Here is a 17,207-nt window from a genome sequence, read left to right on the forward strand (position 1 = left end):
GTCCGTGTTTCCCTTGCACGGTTCTAATAAGGGACGGAGGTATCGGTCGATCCCGCGCGCTGATGGCGTCAAGGGTCGGACAGCGTTACAATACGTCAGTTACGCCGGCAATCTGTCTTCTTCGTGCCGGCTTTCTGGCTCTAACACCCAAGTCTCATGTTCCGACAACGCAGCATTCAGAATCTAGTCCGCACGACAGGCGTCGGCGTCCACTCCGGGCGGCGGGTAGAACTCACCCTGCGTCCGGCGCAACCCAATACTGGCATTGTCTTTCACCGCGTGGACCTGCCGCAGGTCGTTGACCTGCCCGCGCAAGCCACTGGCGTGGGCGATACGCGCATGGCGTCCGTCCTGCAACAGGGCAATGTCCGCGTCTCCACGGTGGAACACCTCATGTCGGCGCTGGCCGGCCTGGGAATCGACAACCTGCATATCGACCTCACTGCCGAAGAAGTCCCCATCATGGACGGCAGTGCGGCAACGTTTGTTTATCTGTTGCGCTCGGCGGGCATCGTCGAGCAGAACGCGCCCAAGCAGTTCATCCGCGTCAAAAAGACGGTGGAAGTGCGCGAAGGCGAAGGCCGCAACGAGAAATGGGCCCGGCTGGAGCCCCATGAAGGGTACGCGCTGGCGTTCTCGATCGACTTTCGCCACCCCGCCATCGACTCCACGGCCAATTTCGCCGAGATCGATTTCGCGACGCACTCGTATGTGCGCGAGATCGCCCGTGCGCGCACCTTCGGTTTCGTGAACGAAGTGGAAGCCCTGCGCTCGATGGGTCTGGCGCGCGGCGGCAGCCTGGACAACGCTATCGTCATGGACGAATACCGCGTGCTGAACAGCGACGGGCTGCGTTACGACGACGAATTCGTGAAGCACAAGATCCTGGATGCCATCGGCGATCTGTATCTGTTGGGCAAGCCTCTGGTGGCGCGCTATGTGGCGTGCAAATCGGGCCACGGCCTGAACAACCAGTTGGCCCGTGCGTTGCTGGCCCAGCAAGATGCCTGGGAACTGGTCACCTATGAATCGCAGGCAGAGGCGCCGCAGGCGTTTCGCCACGAGTGGAAGCTGGCCTGACGCCAGGCTTCCCATCTGGACCTGAATGCCGGGGCCTGTCCCCGGATCCCTTCAGGTTCCTGCTTAAGGATGGCGCGGGTTGCCATCCTCCTGAGCAAAAGTCGCCATCCGGTCGCAAGCCATCGGGCTAGTCGCTCGAAAACTTGGTTTCGCTTCGTTTCCGGGCGCCTCTGGCGCCGGACAGGGCCGGATTGATTCAGCTACGCTTGTGATGCCTTAAAAGCTTGGCGACCGCATCGGCCAACGGGCCGGGGCGCAGGTTGTCGTGTAGTGACTCGAACGCGCCCAGGGCCTTGTCCCCAAGCGGTTGCGCCTCTTTGGGAGGGCGCGGCTGGCGGGCACCGGGCTTCGGTAACCCCGCTTGTACCTTGACGGCAATTTCGTTAAGGTTCCAGCCTTGGTCTGCCAAGGTACGCGCGATGCGCGGCGCCAATTGACGCATCTTGGCGGCATGGGCAGCACTGGGCACCACCAGGTGCAGGCACTGGTTTTCCAGTTTGCCCACCTGGCAGACAGCACCCAGCGGGGTGGGCAGAACCGCCGCCACCGCATACTGAATTTGCAAGTGCTTGCGGGCAGTCGCCAGTACCCCGGCGCCCCGCATGTCATGACCCAGCCATCCCAGTGCGGTATTTTCTTTCCGCCGGCTGGAACCGGAACGTTGACGGGTTGAAGCAGGTCTATTCATCCCGGCTTTAAAGAATTAGGAAGCAACCTTGAAAATCGTGATTATGCACGCCCGCGACGGGCGGGACGGGCATTTCACCCTGGGAGGCGCGCGGTTGGCGTTGTTTCTCGGGGCCGCGCTCGTCACGGCAGCCATCTTCGGCGCCGCACTACAACGATACCTTACTCCGATACTGCCCACCGTCCAGACCGTGGGCTGGCCATTGGGCGGGCAGCCGGGGCGCGACACCGATTTCCTGCGTGGAAACATGAACTTGCTGGCCGCCAAGGTGGGCGCGCTGCAGGCCAAGCTGGTCAGCATCGACGGCTTGGGGCAGCGCGTGGCCAAGGTGGCGGGCGTGGCCTACACCGACCCGGAACTGGCCAAGCAGTTGGCCGTGGCGCAGCCCGAAGCGCTGACCCAGCCGGAAGCCACGCAGGTCATGGACGACCTGTTCACCGATCATCCGCCGCCCAGCGCTGCCTCGGCCGAAGCGCTGGGCCGCCAACTGGATGAAATCCAGGCGCGGCTGGCGCAGCAGTCGGACAACCTGAAACTGCTGGATGCGGCGTTGACCAAGCGCTCGGCGGACCAGGCGCGCATGCCGACCGCCATGCCGATCACCGATTATCCCTATCTGAGTTCTTCGTACGGCTGGCGCCGCAACCCGGTGACGGGGCGCACGGCCATGCACGAAGGGCTGGATTTCGCCGCGCCGTCGGGCACGCCTATCCTGGCCGCCTCGGGCGGGGTGGTGCTGGAAGCCAAGTTTCAACCGGGTTTCGGCAATATGGTCGAGATCGATCACGGCGATGGCCTGATCACCCGTTACGCCCATGCTTCGTCCCTGATGGTCAAGCAGGGGCAATTGGTTGACCGCGGCCAGCAAGTGGCGCGCGTAGGCAGCTCGGGCCGATCGACCGGCCCCCATCTGCACTTTGAAGTCCGCCTTGCCGGACAGCCGCTGGACCCCAGATTGTTCCTGGGATCGCAGCAGCATGCCCCGCCTGCCGTGGCGCAGGCGACTGAACCTGCGGCGCGCTGACCGGTCCAACAGGACAATGACAGCACCCTGGTCATAGATCCAGGCTATTACGCTCCAGGTGCGTTAAACTGGTTCGTTTCCCAGCGGACCCCCGCTCAACCAATAACATCAAAGTCACGGGTGACGCTGCCCTGGCCCTTTGCAGGCGCGGCGTGGCACGTGCGGCCGACATACGCATGGTTTCTCTGCTCAAAAAACTCATAGGTAGCCGCAACGACCGGCTGCTTAAGCAGTATCGCAAGCTGGTAACCCAGATCAATGGGCAGGAGCCCAAGATTTCCGCGCTTTCCGATGCGGAGCTGGCGGCCAAGACTGACGAATTCCGATCCCGATACGCCCAGGGCACCACGCTGGACGACCTGCTGCCCGAAGCGTTCGCCGTTGTGCGCGAAGCCGGCAAGCGGGTGTTCGGTATGCGCCACTTCGACTCCCAGCTGTTGGGCGGCATCGCGCTGCACAACGGCAAGATCGCCGAAATGCGCACGGGGGAAGGCAAGACGCTGATGGCCACGTTGCCCGTCTACCTGAACGCGGTCGCCGGCAAGGGCGTGCACGTGGTGACGGTGAACGATTACCTGGCCCGCCGCGACGCTGAATGGATGGGGCGCCTGTACCACTTCCTGGGCATGACCACGGGTGTGGTGGTGCCGCAGCAGCCCAACGACGAGAAGAAGGCCGCCTACGCCGCCGACATCACGTACGGCACCAATAACGAATTCGGCTTCGACTACCTGCGCGACAACATGGAATACCGTGTTGAGGACCGCCGCCAACGCGTGCTGTTCTACGCCATCGTTGACGAAGTGGACTCGATCCTGATCGACGAAGCTCGCACGCCGCTGATCATCTCCGGCCAGGCTGAAGACCATACCGAGCTCTACATCCGCATGAACGCGGTGCCGCCGCTGCTCAAGCGCATGGCCAGCGAGCCCAAGCCGCAGGAGCCGGAACCCGAAGGCGACTACTGGGTCGACGAAAAGAGCCAGCAGGTCTATCTGTCCGAAGCCGGGCACGAAAACGCCGAAGCCATCCTGGCCCGCCTGGGCATCCTGCCGGAAGGCGAGTCGCTGTACGACCCCCGCCACATCGCGCTGATGCACCACCTGATGGTGGCTCTGCGCGCCAACAACCTGTTCTTCCGCGACCAGCAGTACGTCGTGCAGGACGGCGAGGTGGTGATCGTCGACGAATTCACGGGCCGCCTGATGGTGGGCCGCCGCTGGTCCGATGGCCTGCACCAGGCCGTCGAGGCCAAGGAAGGCGTGAAGATCCAGCACGAGAACCAGACGCTGGCCTCCATCACGTTCCAGAACTACTTCCGCATGTACGAAAAGCTGTCCGGTATGACCGGTACGGCCGATACGGAAGCGTACGAATTCCAGGAAATCTACGGACTTGAAACGGTCATCATCCCGACCAACAAGCCCATGATCCGCAAGGACCAGAACGATCAGGTCTTCAAGACCGATCCGGAAAAGTACAACGCGATCCTTGAAGACATCCGTGATTGCCACGAGCGCGGCCAGCCCGTGCTGGTGGGCACCACCAGCATCGAAAACTCCGAGCTGCTGTCGGGCCTCCTGAAGAAGGCCAAGCTGCCGCACGAAGTGCTGAACGCCAAGCAGCACGCCCGCGAAGCCGAGATCGTTGCCGAAGCCGGCAAGCCGGGCCACATCACCATCGCCACCAACATGGCAGGCCGCGGCACCGACATCGTGCTGGGCGGCAGCGTCGACAAGCAGGTCGACCTGATCCGCGCCGACGAATCGCTGTCGGAAGCCGAAAAGGCCGCGCGCATCGAAAAGGTGCGTGCCGAGTGGAAGCCGCTGAACGAGCAGGTCAAGGCCGCCGGCGGCCTGCGCATTATCGGTACCGAGCGCCACGAATCGCGCCGTATCGACAACCAGCTGCGTGGCCGTGCCGGCCGCCAGGGCGATCCGGGCTCGTCCCGTTTCTACCTGTCGCTGGAAGATTCGCTGATGCGCATTTTCGCGGGCGACCGCGTGCGCGCCATCATGGAACGCCTGAAGCTGCCGGAAGGCGAGCCCATCGAGGCGGGCATGGTGACGCGTTCGATCGAAACCGCGCAGCGCAAGGTGGAAGGCCGCAACTTCGACATCCGCAAGCAATTGCTGGAATACGACGACGTGGCCAACGACCAGCGCAAGGTGCTGTATTCCCAGCGCAATGACGTGCTGGAAGCCGCCAGCGTGGGCGCCACCGTGCAGAACCTGCGCGACGCCGCCGTGACCGATCTGTTCAACACGTACGTGCCGCCGGAATCGGTGGAAGAGCAGTGGGACGTGCCGGCGCTGCAGAAGGCGCTGGAAGCCGACTGGCAACTGCATTTGCCGCTGACCGAGATGCTGGAAAAAGAAACCAGCCTGACCGACGAAGACCTGCGCGAGCGTGTGCTGGCTGCTGCCCGCGACGCCTACCAGGCCAAGGTCGATCAGGTGGGGACGGAATCGTGGTCGCAGTTCGAGCGTTCGATCATGCTGCAAGCGATCGACACGCACTGGCGCGAACACCTGTCGGCGCTGGATTACCTGCGTCAGGGCATCCATCTGCGCGGCTATGCGCAGAAGAACCCCAAGCAGGAATACAAGCGCGAAGCCTTCGAACTGTTCTCGGGCATGCTGGACCGCATCCGCGACGACGTCGTCCGCGTGCTGATGACGGTGCGCGTGCAGTCGTCGGAACAGGTCGAACAGGCCGAAGCCGAAGCCGCCCAGCCGCATGTGCAGAACGTGCAATACCATCACTCGGACTACGACGAAGCCCTGGCTCAGTCGGAATCGGACGATGGTGCACAGCCGGTGCGCAACGCGTTGCCGAAGGTCGGCCGCAATGACCCGTGCCCGTGCGGCAGCGGCAAGAAGTACAAGCAGTGCCACGGCAAGCTCGTCTGATCCAGGGATAACACGCCATGCTGCATTCCGTCGGCCGTACCGAATTCGACCATGCCGTCGTCATGGTGCGCGACCGGCTGGATGCGCTGGCGCCGCACTTCGAGCGTCAGGGCTTTCACCTGAGCGACAAGGCGGTGCATAACCTGGGGTCGTGCAATCGGCTGATCGTGCTGGAAAGCACGTATGTCGAACTGCTGGGCTGGCCGGCGGGGGCGCCGCCGGTGCGCCGTGAAATCGCCGATTCGCCGTTCGGGCTGGAAGCGCTGGTGTTCCGTACCTATGACGCGGAGGCCACCTACGAGCGGCTGAAGGCGGCGGGTTTTGCCGTGAATCCCGTGCAGGAGCTGACCCGTCCCGCGATGCTGGACGGCCAGGAAGTGCAGGCGCGTTTTCACACCGTGCGTTTTGCCGAGCAGCCCTTGCCCGGCATCCGCATGTATTTCTGCCGCCATCTGACGCCCGAGTGCGTCTGGTCGCCTGAATTGATGGCGCACCCCAACGGCGCGCGTAGCCTGCTGCGCATCGACGCCCGCGCGGCGGATGCACGGGCGGTGGCCGAACGGCTGGCGCTGGTGGCGGACGTCAACGCTGAAGCCGCTACCGGCGGCTGGGATGTGCCGTTGGCCAATCTGCGCATCCACGTGCAGCAGGATGCCGCGGCCGCGACCCCCACCCTGACTACGCTGACGCTGGAAAACCGCGACGGCGCGCATTACACGCTGGATACCGGCCTGTAATTCCTTCGTTTCGCCAGCGTTCGTACGGGCCCATCGAGGCCCGTTTTCATTTCCGGTTCCGCTTGACGTTCGCTGCGTTGGCGGCGGGCGTTCGCCTGCCCGCGTCCGGGCAAACCCGGGTTGTCTTGCAAAGTGTATGCACTTTAGTATGCACTTCATTCCCCTGGAAACCTTCCCGTTTTCGACCCGGTATGCCGCAAACCCCTTCCGCCATCCGACCTGCCGCCCGCACCTCCGCTGGTCAGGCCGAACTGTATGGCGCCGTCAAGGCGATGGCGGTGCGCTTTGATTTCAAGCCGGGCGAACGCATCAATGAAGTCGAGCTGGCGCGGCGCCTGAATGTCAGTCGCACGCCGCTGCGCGAGGTGCTGAACCAGTTGATGGTCGAGGGCTTTCTGACTCGCTCGGTCAACCGGGGCTTCATCGCCCGCTTGCTGGACGCCAAGCAGATCCACAGCCTGTACGAATACCGCGCGGTACTGGAGGCCGGCATCGTGCGCGCCGCCTGCGAGCGCGCCAGCGACGAAGAACTGGCCGGGTTGCGGCAATTCGTCGAGTGTTCCCGGGACGTGCCGGAAGACAGCGACGCGACGCGCCTGCTGGAGCTGGATGAAGCCTTCCACCTGCAACTGGCCCGCCTGTCGCGCAACGAAGAATTCGTGCGCGCGCTGGAAAGCGTCAATGCCCGCATCCATTTCGTGCGCTGGATCGACATGCAGCAGGGCCGGCGCAGCCATACCCAGGGCGAGCACCTGCGCATCGTGCAGGCGCTGGAGCAACGCGACATGGACGCCTTACCGGGCTTGATGAACACGCATATCGGACGCCGGCTGGATCAGATCACGGACGTGATACGCACGGGTTTTTCAACGATTTACATGCGGGACCAGGCCGAACCCGCCACGGCAGCGCCGGCCAACACCATGACAGCAGGGGAAAAAAAATGACTCACACGATGAAGCGGGTACTCGCGGCGCTATGCGCGACAGCCGCTGCCGGGGGCGCCATGATCGCCGCGCCGGCCGCAGCCGAAGAACGGCCACTGATCCTGGTGGTGCCGTATCCGCCGGGCGGCAGCACGGACATCCTGGCGCGCATCCTGCAGCCGCGCCTGTCGCAGCAATTGGGCGGACGCGCGGTAGTGGTGGAAAACCGCCCGGGCGCGGCCAGCCAGATCGCGACGGCCTTTGTGGCCCGCGCCGAACCGGATGGCAATACGCTGCTGGTCAGCTTCGACAACCATGGCATCAATCCTGCCGTGAAGTCCAAGCTACCGTACGACACGTTCAAGGATTTCGTGGCGATCTCGCAGACCGTGCGCTTTCCGCTGGTGATCGGCGCGAACCCAGGCGTGCCTGGGGATAACCTGAAAGCCTTCCTGGCGGCCGCCGCCAAAGAGTCGCCGAACAAATTCAACTATGCGTCGACAGGCGTCGGTTCGCTGAACCACCTGGCGCCCGAAGAACTCAAGCGGTTGTCGAAAGTGGAGCTGCTGCACGTACCGTATGGCGGCGGCGGGCCGGCCATCCAGGCGGTGGTGGGCGGGCAGGCCAACATGACGTGGCTGAGCTTTGCGGCGCTGCGCGGCCAGATCCAGGCCGGCAAGATCAAGCCGCTGGCCGTGGCGGGCGAAAAGCGCCTGCCGGAACTGCCGAATGTGCCGACGGTGGCCGAATCCGGGTTCCCGGGTTTCGTCGCCTATTCGTGGAGCGGCATGTTCGCGCCGAAGGGCACGCCCGAGGCCACGGTGAAGAAGCTGACCGCGGACTTCAAGGCGGTGCTGGCCGACCCGGAAATCAAGAAGAAGGTCACGGAAGCGGGCTTCGAGATCGTGGCATCCGACGGCCCTGCGCTGGATGCGTACGTGAAGTCGGAATACGACCGCTGGAGCGCGTTCATCAAGAGCAGCAACATCAATCTGGATAACTGAGTGGCGGACCGCCGGGCGGTGAGCCGCCCGGTTCCGTCCACGAAACACGTGGAGATGACATGGAAAACCTGACCGGCGCCGAAGCTATGGTGCGGATGCTGCAGCACAACGGCGTCAAACATATATTTGGCCTGTGCGGCGACACCAGCTTGCCGTTCTACGATGCGCTGTACCGCCTGGACCACGGCATGCAGCACATCCTGACGCGCGATGAGCGCAGCGCTGGCTACATGGCCGACGCCTACGCGCGCGTGACCGGCAAGGTCGGCGTTTGCGAAGGCCCCAGCGGCGGCGGCGCGACCTATCTGCTGCCGGGTCTTGTCGAAGCCAACGAGTCGTCGATTCCCGTTCTGGGCATCACCTCCGACGTGGCGGTGGGCTCGCGCGGCAAATATCCGCTGACCGAACTGGACCAGGAAGCGCTGTACCGTCCGCTGACGAAATGGAACCGCACCATCGATCGGGCCGACCAGATCCCCGGCATGGTGCGCGCGGCATTCCGCGCCATGACTACCGGCAAGCCCGGCGCGGCGCACCTGTGCTTTCCCTATGACGTGATGAAGCAGCAAGTGGACGCGTCCGATGTCTGGGCGCAGCCCGAGCACGGCCAGTTCCCGTCGATGCGCTTCGCGCCGGACCCCGCGGACGTGGCACGCGCCGCGCAGCGCCTGGTCGGCGCCCGCGCCCCAGTGATCATCTGCGGCGGTGGCGTGGTCATCGCCGGCGCCAGCGGTGCCTTGCAGACGCTGGCCGAAACGCTGAAGGCGGCGGTTTGCGTGACGGTCAGCGGACAGGGCAGCCTGGCCGACACGCATCCGCTGAACGCCGGCGTGGTGGGCTCCAATGGCGGCGTGATGGCCACGCGTGATGTGGTGGCCGCGGCCGACGTGGTGCTGTTCGTGGGCTGCCGCGCCGGGTCGACGTCGACCGAGCACTGGCGCTTCCCGAACCGCGACGTGCCCATCCTGCACATCGATATCGATCCCATGGTGATCGGCGCCAACTACCTGACCGAAGTCGGCCTGGTGGGCGACGCCAAGCTGGCGCTGGAAGCGCTGGGCGCCGAGGTGCAGGCCCGCCTGGCGCACCGGAATTCCGACGCCGTGGACGGCGCGGTGCTGGCCGGCCGTGCCAAGGCCGCCCGCCTGGCGCAGCTGGAACCGTTGGCCAACAGCCTGGATGCACCGATTCGCCCCGAGCGCGTCGTGCAGTCGCTGAACCGCCTGCTGCCGGACGACGCGGTCGTGTGCGCGGACCCCGGCACGCCTTGCCCGTACTTCTCGGCCTACTACGACGTGTCGCGCCCCGGCCGGCATTTCATCACCAACCGCGCGCACGGCGCATTGGGCTTTTCGATGTCGGCGGCGCTTGGCGCGTGGGTCGGCCGCCCACAATCGAAGTGCGTGTCGGTGATGGGCGACGGCAGCTTCGGCTTCACGGTGGGCGAACTGGAAACCATCGTGCGCCACAAGGCGCCGCTGCTGATGATCGTGTTTTCGAATTCGGTCTACGGCTGGATCAAGGCCAGCCAGAAGGCGGGCTACGACCAGCGCTACTACAGCGTGGACTTCAACCGCACCGACCATGCCCGCATCGCCGAAGCCTACGGCGTGAAGGCCTGGCGCGTGGAGGATCCGTCCAAGCTGGATGCCGCGATCAAAGCCGCCATGGAGCATGACGGCCCGGCGTTGATTGACGTGGTGGCGCAGCCCTTGCAGGACGCGGCGGCACCGGTCAGCCAGTGGATGGGGTGATCCCGAAAGGGGCGCTTCTGCCGCGTCGTAGGAGGGGTTGAGCGGCAGCGCCGCAAAAAATTCCATTCCGAAGCGCGGCGGGCGCTCCTATACTGGTGCGCTTCGGCGCAGCGGCCCAGGTCGGTGGCGCGACACGCAACGGGAGCGACAGCATGGATCTGGGCATCAGCGGCAAAACGGCATTGGTTTTTGGCGGCAGCCGCGGCATGGGCCGGGCTTGTGCGCTGCAATTGGCGCGCGAAGGGGTGGCGGTGACCATCGCGGCCCGCAATCCGCAGACGCTGGAGCAGGCCGCCGCAGAGATCTCTCGCGAAACCGGCAACGGCGTGGGCTGGGTGTCGGCCGACCTGACCCAGCCGCACGGCCGGGACGCGGCGATCGCCGCGTGCCCGCACCCCGACATCCTCATCAACAACGCCGACGGCCCCTTGCCCGGCGACTTCCGGGACTGGACGCGCGAGGACTGGATCGCATCGCTGGACGCCATGATGCTGGGTCCGATCGACATGATCCGGCGCGTGGTCGACGGCATGATCGAGCGGCGCTTCGGCCGCATCGTGAACATCGTGTCGCGCAGCGTGAAGGCCCCGCATGCCGAACTGGGCTTGTCCAACGGCGCCCGGTCGGGCCTGATCGGCTTTGTGGGCGGCCTGGCGCGCCAGACCGTGCGGCACAACGTCACCATCAACAACCTGCTGCCGGGCGCCTTCGCCACCGACGCGCAGGTCAGGCATATCCAGGGCATGCTGGAGCAGTCCGGCAAGACATTCGACCAGCTCTGGGAAGAGCGCGGGCGCGCGAACCCGGCCGGCCGTTACGGGCAGCCGGAAGAGGTCGGGGCGCTGTGCGCCTATCTGTGTTCCGCGCAGTCCGGCTACATGACGGCCCAAAGCATCCTGATTGACGGTGGCGGCTACCCGGGCACCTACTAGGCGGGGTTGGCGGCAGCGTGCTGCGCGTGGCTGGACGCGGGCAGCCGTAACAGGCAAGATTGGCACCCACCGCGCTGAGGAAACCATGGACCAGACCGACATCAAGATACTGGCGTTGCTGCAGAAGGACGCCACCTGTTCGGTCGCCGAAATCGCCGAGCAGGTGAACCTGTCGGTCACGCCATGCTGGCGCCGTATCCAGAAGCTGAAGGATGACGGCGTCATCGCCCGCAATGCCATCCTGCTGGACCCCCGCGCCCTGGGCCTGAACCTGACGGTCTTCGTGTCGATCAAGACCAGCCAGCACAACGAGAAATGGACCCAGAGCCTGATCAACGCCGTCATGGCGCTGCCCAATGTGGTGGAGTTCCACCGCATGGCGGGCGACATCGATTACCTGCTGAAAGTCGTGGTCGAGGACATGGCCGCCTATGACCGCTTCTACCGCCGGCTGATCGGCGCGGTCGACCTGCTGGACGTCAGCGCCAGCTTCTCGATGGAAATCATCAAAAGCACCACGGAATTGCCCCTGGATGCGGTCTAGCGGCGGGCGCGCAATTTTTTTCCGCGCACGCGGGTCGTGGCGGATGCAAATTTCTTTCGGCGTGTTGCGAAGGCCCCATCTCGCAATTCTTTTGCGCGGCCGTCGGCGTAGGATATCGCTCATTCCTGCTAGGGAATGAATCGGGATATCAGAGGACCCTATGTCGTTGGCAGTACCCGCCGGCTGTGCCGGTCTGGCAAAAACGCGGCAAGCGCTGTCGGTGGACGATCTGCTGGCCGGATGGAACGGCGTGGACGATCTGTGGGTGTTCGCCTATGGATCCCTGATCTGGCATCCCGGTTTCGCGTGGCGCGAACGCCGCCTGGCGACCGTGCGCGGTTATCACCGGTCGCTCTGCCTGTGGTCGCGCGACCACCGCGGGTCGCCGGACAACCCCGGCCTGGTGTTCGGGCTGAATCGCGGCGGATGCTGCCGCGGCGTGGCCTACCAGATCGCGGCCAGCGATGTGCCGACCGTGTTCCAGGCGCTGTGGCGCCGAGAGATGGTGACCGGCGCCTACACCCCGCGCTGGCTGACCTGCCATACCGACGCCGCGCCCGTGCCCGGGCTGGTCTTCCTGCTGAACCGCGCCTGCGAGGAATATGCGGCCGATATCAGCGATGACCGCCTGCTGGCCTCGGTGCGCAATGCCGTGGGGCAATCCGGGCCTTGCCTGGACTACGTGGTGGAAACCGAGCGCGCGCTGCGCGCCCACGGCATCGATGATTGGCGGCTGGGGGACCTGGTCCGAAAACTGGGTCAGGCCTTCTAGGCGAGCGGCCGCTCGCTTCAGAAGTGCCAACGGCCAAAGACGAACAGCACGTTGCCCGCGCCGGATGAGCCGGGGATGTAGGTCGCGTAGAGCATGGCGTCTTTGTAGCCGGCGCCCACCAGCGGCAGGATCCCCGGGAAGGGCACATAGCTCATGATGTCGTGGCGCGCGGTCAGGAAGACGGTGTATCCGGCGCCCAGCCGGAAGTTCTCGCTGACCTGCCCGATCTTCAGGAAACCGTAGCCCGCGATGGGTTCGACCTTGCTGTGCGAATCCAGGAACGCCATGGCGTACAGGCCCTGCCAGTCCCCGTCTTCATCGTAGATGCTGCGGCCGTAGCCGCCGCCCCAGGCCAGCTCGTTGAAGCTGTCGATTTTTTCGCGGCTGTACATCGCGCGGTTGTGCCACGCGTAGCCGCTTACGTAGAGGTCGTTGCCGCCCTCGGTCCAGATCTGGTCCAGGCGGTTGCAGGCCGACTGCGCCCAGGAGGGCAGGTTTTCACAGGCTTGCGCGGTGGCGGCGAAAGTCGAGAGCAGCACGAAAAAGAGGGCTGCCCGGAGTTTGGCGGTCATTGCGGGTACTAAGGGAAAAGATGACAGTTCCATGACTTTACATGGAGCTGCGGTGTTTTCCCTGTCACTTCGCTGTCACGAGGCGACGTTTGCCGGTCTGCCCCGGCACACAAGCGGGGCAGGCAAACCAGGCAGCGCCTGACTGTTGCAGTGAGGCTACAGCAGGAAGAAGGTGGCCAGGCCCAGGAAGATAAAGAAGCCCAGCGAGTCGGTGGCGAAGGTGAGCAACACCGACGACCCCATCGCAGGGTCCTTGCCAAAGCGGGCACGCACCATCGGCACCAGGACGCCGACCGAGGCGCCGACCAGCATGTTGCAGACCATCGCGGCCATCATGACCACGGCGATCGAGAGCGAATGCGAGATCACCCAGGCGAAGAGAGCGGCCACCAGGCTGCCGCACAGCCCGACCAGCAGGGTCACGAACAGTTCGCGCTTGACCAGTTGCCACAGGTTGCGCCCGGTGATCCGGCCCATGGCCAGCGCCCGGATGATGAGCGTCATGGTCTGGTTGCCCGAATTGCCGCCGATGCCGGCAACAATGGACATCAGGAATGCCAGGATGACGATCTGGCTGACGGTGCCTTCGAACTGGGAGGCCACGAAAGAGGCCGTGGCGGCAGTACAGAGGTTGAGCAGCAGCCAGGGCGCGCGGTTGCGCAAGGCGGTGCTGACGGGCGCGAAGATGTCTTCTTCTTGCAGACCGGCGCGCGACAGCGCCTGTTCCTGCGAGTCTTCGCGCATCACGTCCACGACGTCGGCGATGGTGACGCGGCCGATCAGGCGGCCCTGGTCGTCCATCACGGGGGCGGACACGAGGTCGTAGCGTTCGAATGCGCCGGCGGCGTCGGCGTCGGAGTCCAGCGGGTTCAGCGCCAGGAAATCCGAATTCATGACGGCGCGCACTTCGGTTTCGGGTTCGCTGACCAGCAGGCGCGACAAGGGCAGGATGCCCTGCAGCTTGTCCTGGCGATCCACCACGAAGATCTGGTCGGTGTGATCGGGCAGCTCGTGCAGGCGGCGCAGGTAGCGCAGCACCACTTCCAACGTGACATCCTCGCGCACCCGGACCATTTCGAAGTCCATGATCGCGCCCACGCTGTCTTCCGGATAGCCCATGGCTTCCAGCAACTGCGCGCGTTCTTCTTCGGTCAGGCCCTTCTGCACTTCGGCCACCACGTCGGGCGGCAGGTCGGGCGCCAGGTCGGCCAGCTCGTCGGCGTCCATGTTGCCGGTGGCGGCGACCAGGTCCTGGCGGTCCATCGCTTCGATCAGCGATTCCCGCACCCAGTCTTCGACTTCCAGCAGCACGTCCGCGTCGTGCTCGGGGCTGACCAGCTTCCAGATGGCCTGGCGTTCGTCCTTGGGCAGCGATTCCAGGATGAAGGCGATGTCTGCCGGATGCAGGCCGTCCAGCAGCGTCTTGAGTTCAGCCTCGTGCTGGCGGTGCACCAGGTCTTCGACCAGCGTGGCCTTGGCGTCGCCTTCTTCCTGGCGATGCACCAGGTCGGCAACCAATTGCTGGCGGCGCAGGCGTTCCTGCACTTCGGCCAGGGCGGTCTGGGCGTCTTCCGGGTCGAGGCGGCGGGGCGTCGCGGGCGGTTTCTGCGCGGCGGCGGACTGCGTCATGCGTTACGGCTCAAAGAGTGGGGAGAGGGCGGCTGCGCCGCGCTTCGTCGGTGGCGACGTAGGTGAGCGTAGCCTCGGTGACCTTGACGACTTCGGCGTCCAGGCGCTGGCGTTCGGCATAGACCTCGACCGACACCGTGACCGACGTCGTGCCGGTCTTGGCGATGGATGCGTAAAAGCTGAGGAGGTCGCCCACGAACACGGGCTCTTTGAACTGGAAGGCATTGACTGCGACGGTGGCCACGCGCCCGGCGGCGCGGCGCGCGGCGGGGATCGACCCGGCTATGTCGACCTGGGCCATGATCCAGCCGCCGAAGACGTCCCCGTGGATATTCGCGTCAGCGGGCATCGGCATGACGCGCAATACCGGGTCGCGATTGGCAGGCAGAGTCGTAAACGGGGTTTTGGTGCTGGAGGTCATGCGGCCGACTCCAAAGCAAGGGAACCAGCCGATTATGCAGGAAAAACGAGACCGCGGCGTGTGCGGCAAGGGCCGCCGCGGCGCTTTGCCGCGGCGGCCCGGCGATCAGGTCGCCAACTTCACGATACCGTAGCCGCCAACCAACAGCCAGGCGTACAGGATCAGGCCCAGCGCCATCACGCGGGGGCCGGCTTTCTTGATCTGGGCGAAGCGGGTTTCGATGCCGAGCGCCGTCATGGCCATGGTCAGGGCGAAGACGTCCAGGCGGCGGACGGCGGCGATGGCATCGGGGGGGATGATGTTTAGCGAGTTGATGATGGCCAGCACCAGGAAGCCGACCGCGAACCAGGGAATCGGGAGCTTGGCGCCCTTGGCCTGGCCGCCGGCCTGGCTGGCGGCGCTGCGCAGGTACATGCCCAGGACCAGCAGCACCGGCACCAGGAGCGCCACGCGGGTCATCTTGACGATGGTGGCGACTTCGGTGGTGGCGGGGTCGATATTGCTGGCGGCGCCGACGACCTGCGCCACTTCATGGATGGTGCCGCCGATGTAGATGCCAAGCGCCTGGGTGTCGAAATCAAGCCAGCCAGCGTGGTACAGGATGGGGTATAGGAACATGGACAGGGTGCCGAACAGCACCACGGTGGCGACCGCGACGGCGCTCTTGTGCGGGGCGGCCCGCAGCGTGGGTTCGAAGGCCAGCACGGCGGCAGCGCCGCAGATTGCGCTGCCGGCGGCCGTCAACATGGCCGTGTCGCGATCCAGGCCCAGCATGCGCTGGCCCACGACGGTGCCGATCAGCAAGGTGCCCAGCACGACAGCGACCGAGACGGCCAGCCCCGGCAGGCCCACCGCCGCGATTTGCTGGATGCTGATGTTCAAGCCATAGAAAGCCACAGCGATGCGCAAGAGGCGGCGCGCGGTGAAGTTTACGCCCACGCCCCAATCGGCCGGCATCGTGCCGCGCAGGAAGTTGCCGTACAGCATGCCGCAGACGATGCCTACGACCAGCGGGGAAAAGCCCAGTTGGCGGATGGCGGGCAGGTCGGCCAGTTGCATCACCGCACCCGCCATCAAGCCAACGAACAGCACCCCGTTTAGCTTGTCCCGCCACGGCGTGGTGGTGGATGCGGCGGCCGGAGCGGCTGCGGTCGCGCCGGCTGCGGCCGGAAGGGGGGCGGTGGTGCTGGAAGAGGTGCTCATGACTGGCCCTTTGGGCATATCTAAATAACTTCACGAAATATTAGATCTCGCTCTACTATTTGAAAAATCTTTATTTTGAATATGTAATATCAGAAATTCTGATAATTAGGCCGCCATGACTCCGGACCAGTTGCTGACCTTCGCTTGTGTAGCCGATACCGGCAACATCAGCCGCGCCGCCCAGGTGCTGCATTTGTCCCAACCCGCCGTCTCGGGCCAGCTGCGCATGCTGCAGGAATGGTTCGGCGAACCGCTGTACCGCCGCAGCGGCCACGGCATCGCGCTGACGGAAGCCGGCGAACGCCTGGCCGAGCAGGCCCGGCAGCTGCGCCAGGTGTATCGCCAGGCGCAGGCCGTGCGCGAAACGTGGCGCGGGCTGGAAACCGGCGCGTTGCGCCTGGGCGCCAGCACCACCCCCGCCAGCTACCTATTGCCGCGCCTGGTGGCGGATTTCCGCCATGCCTTTCCCGCGGTCAGCCTGCACCTGTCCGACGGCAACACGCGGGAAATCGTCGAACGCTTGCCCGCGCTGGACCTGGCTTTCATTGAAGGCGATGTGCCCACCGGCTTGCCGGCGGATACTGCGGTGCATGCCTGGCGGCAGGACGAAGTCGTGGCGATCGTGCGGGCCGATCACGCGCTGGCGGGCAAGGGCGCGGTGACGTTGCGCGATCTGGCCGCCTCGCCGCTTGTCATGCGCGAGCCCGGTTCGGGCGTACGGCGGCTGGTCGAGCGCGCGTTCGCGGATGCGGGGCTGGCGCCGTCGGTGGGGTTGGAACTGGCCGGCGTCGAAGGCGTGAAGCAGGCGGTGCGCGCGGGGCTGGGGGTTGGGTTCGTGTCCGTCATGTCGATGCGGCATGAGGACGGGGCATTGGCGGCATTGCGCCTGTTGCCCAAGCCGTTGACCCGCACGCTCAGCATCCTGGTGCCGCATGCGGACGCCGCCGCCCGCGCCACCGGCCGCTTTTTGGCGATGTGCCTGGCGGTCGGGGCGGCGGACGGCGGGTAG

16 protein-coding genes are annotated in these 17,207 nt (G+C 65.2%); 11 read left to right on the forward strand and 5 right to left on the reverse strand.

The window, feature by feature from the left end:
- Positions 1-156: 156 nt before the first annotated feature.
- Entirely contained in the window at positions 157-1,080 is a 924-nt protein-coding gene (gene lpxC / locus CEY09_RS03700) for a UDP-3-O-acyl-N-acetylglucosamine deacetylase (protein WP_006226269.1), read from the forward strand.
- A 196-nt stretch (positions 1,081-1,276) separates the two neighbouring features.
- Here the strand turns inward: lpxC and CEY09_RS03705 are convergent, their stop codons facing one another.
- Positions 1,277-1,684, reverse strand: a complete 408-nt coding sequence (locus CEY09_RS03705; protein ID WP_088587625.1) for a DciA family protein — start codon at positions 1,682-1,684, stop codon at positions 1,277-1,279.
- 127 nt (positions 1,685-1,811) lie between these two features.
- Here CEY09_RS03705 and CEY09_RS03710 point away from each other — a divergent pair, with 127 nt between their 5' ends.
- From CEY09_RS03710 to CEY09_RS03750, 9 genes are all read left to right on the forward strand, one after another.
- A complete protein-coding gene (locus tag CEY09_RS03710) occupies positions 1,812-2,792 on the forward strand; it encodes a M23 family metallopeptidase (protein WP_088588039.1) in 981 nt (326 codons plus the stop codon).
- 176 nt (positions 2,793-2,968) lie between these two features.
- Positions 2,969-5,704 (forward strand): preprotein translocase subunit SecA, encoded by a 2,736-nt coding sequence (gene secA, locus CEY09_RS03715; RefSeq protein ID WP_088587626.1) that lies wholly within the window; start codon positions 2,969-2,971, stop codon positions 5,702-5,704.
- A gap of 17 nt (positions 5,705-5,721) precedes the next feature.
- Positions 5,722-6,441 (forward strand): VOC family protein, encoded by a 720-nt coding sequence (locus CEY09_RS03720; protein ID WP_006226273.1) that lies wholly within the window; start codon positions 5,722-5,724, stop codon positions 6,439-6,441.
- Positions 6,442-6,632: 191 nt separating this feature from the next.
- Positions 6,633-7,388: a GntR family transcriptional regulator gene (locus CEY09_RS03725; RefSeq protein WP_088587627.1), complete on the forward strand. Its 756-nt coding sequence runs from the start codon at positions 6,633-6,635 to the stop codon at positions 7,386-7,388.
- Positions 7,385-8,371 carry a tripartite tricarboxylate transporter substrate binding protein gene (locus CEY09_RS03730; protein ID WP_035213767.1) on the forward strand — a complete coding sequence of 329 codons (987 nt, stop codon included), beginning with the start codon at positions 7,385-7,387 and terminating at the stop codon, positions 8,369-8,371. Before CEY09_RS03725 ends, CEY09_RS03730 begins: the two co-directional genes overlap by 4 nt.
- Positions 8,372-8,430: 59 nt before the next feature.
- Complete coding sequence (locus CEY09_RS03735; RefSeq protein WP_088587628.1) at positions 8,431-10,125, forward strand: thiamine pyrophosphate-binding protein; 1,695 nt, start codon at positions 8,431-8,433, stop codon at positions 10,123-10,125.
- Positions 10,126-10,277: 152 nt separating this feature from the next.
- On the forward strand, positions 10,278-11,057 hold the full coding sequence (locus CEY09_RS03740; RefSeq protein WP_088587629.1) for an SDR family oxidoreductase: 780 nt from the start codon (positions 10,278-10,280) through the stop codon (positions 11,055-11,057).
- 85 nt (positions 11,058-11,142) lie between these two features.
- Positions 11,143-11,601 (forward strand): Lrp/AsnC family transcriptional regulator, encoded by a 459-nt coding sequence (locus CEY09_RS03745; RefSeq protein WP_006226278.1) that lies wholly within the window; start codon positions 11,143-11,145, stop codon positions 11,599-11,601.
- A 160-nt stretch (positions 11,602-11,761) separates the two neighbouring features.
- The gene (locus tag CEY09_RS03750) at positions 11,762-12,373 is read left to right on the forward strand and encodes a gamma-glutamylcyclotransferase (RefSeq protein WP_088587630.1); all 612 of its coding nucleotides are present in this window, start codon (positions 11,762-11,764) and stop codon (positions 12,371-12,373) included.
- A 17-nt stretch (positions 12,374-12,390) separates the two neighbouring features.
- Here the strand turns inward: CEY09_RS03750 and pagP are convergent, their stop codons facing one another.
- The 4 genes from pagP to CEY09_RS03770 all read right to left on the reverse strand — a co-directional run bounded on the left by pagP (position 12,391) and on the right by CEY09_RS03770 (position 16,198).
- A complete protein-coding gene (pagP, locus tag CEY09_RS03755) occupies positions 12,391-12,945 on the reverse strand; it encodes a lipid IV(A) palmitoyltransferase PagP (protein WP_088587631.1) in 555 nt (184 codons plus the stop codon).
- A 156-nt stretch (positions 12,946-13,101) separates the two neighbouring features.
- Complete coding sequence (gene mgtE, locus CEY09_RS03760; protein ID WP_006226281.1) at positions 13,102-14,574, reverse strand: magnesium transporter; 1,473 nt, start codon at positions 14,572-14,574, stop codon at positions 13,102-13,104.
- Positions 14,575-14,584: 10 nt separating this feature from the next.
- Positions 14,585-14,995: an acyl-CoA thioesterase gene (locus CEY09_RS03765; RefSeq protein WP_006226282.1), complete on the reverse strand. Its 411-nt coding sequence runs from the start codon at positions 14,993-14,995 to the stop codon at positions 14,585-14,587.
- A 105-nt stretch (positions 14,996-15,100) separates the two neighbouring features.
- The gene (locus CEY09_RS03770; protein ID WP_234818220.1) at positions 15,101-16,198 is read right to left on the reverse strand and encodes a YeiH family protein; all 1,098 of its coding nucleotides are present in this window, start codon (positions 16,196-16,198) and stop codon (positions 15,101-15,103) included.
- Between the two features lie 115 nt (positions 16,199-16,313).
- Here CEY09_RS03770 and CEY09_RS03775 point away from each other — a divergent pair, with 115 nt between their 5' ends.
- On the forward strand, positions 16,314-17,207 hold the full coding sequence (locus CEY09_RS03775) for a LysR family transcriptional regulator (RefSeq protein ID WP_088587632.1): 894 nt from the start codon (positions 16,314-16,316) through the stop codon (positions 17,205-17,207).

Origin of the sequence: Achromobacter marplatensis, from assembly GCF_002209535.1 — a bacterium.
Taxonomy (GTDB): domain Bacteria; phylum Pseudomonadota; class Gammaproteobacteria; order Burkholderiales; family Burkholderiaceae_B; genus Achromobacter; species Achromobacter marplatensis.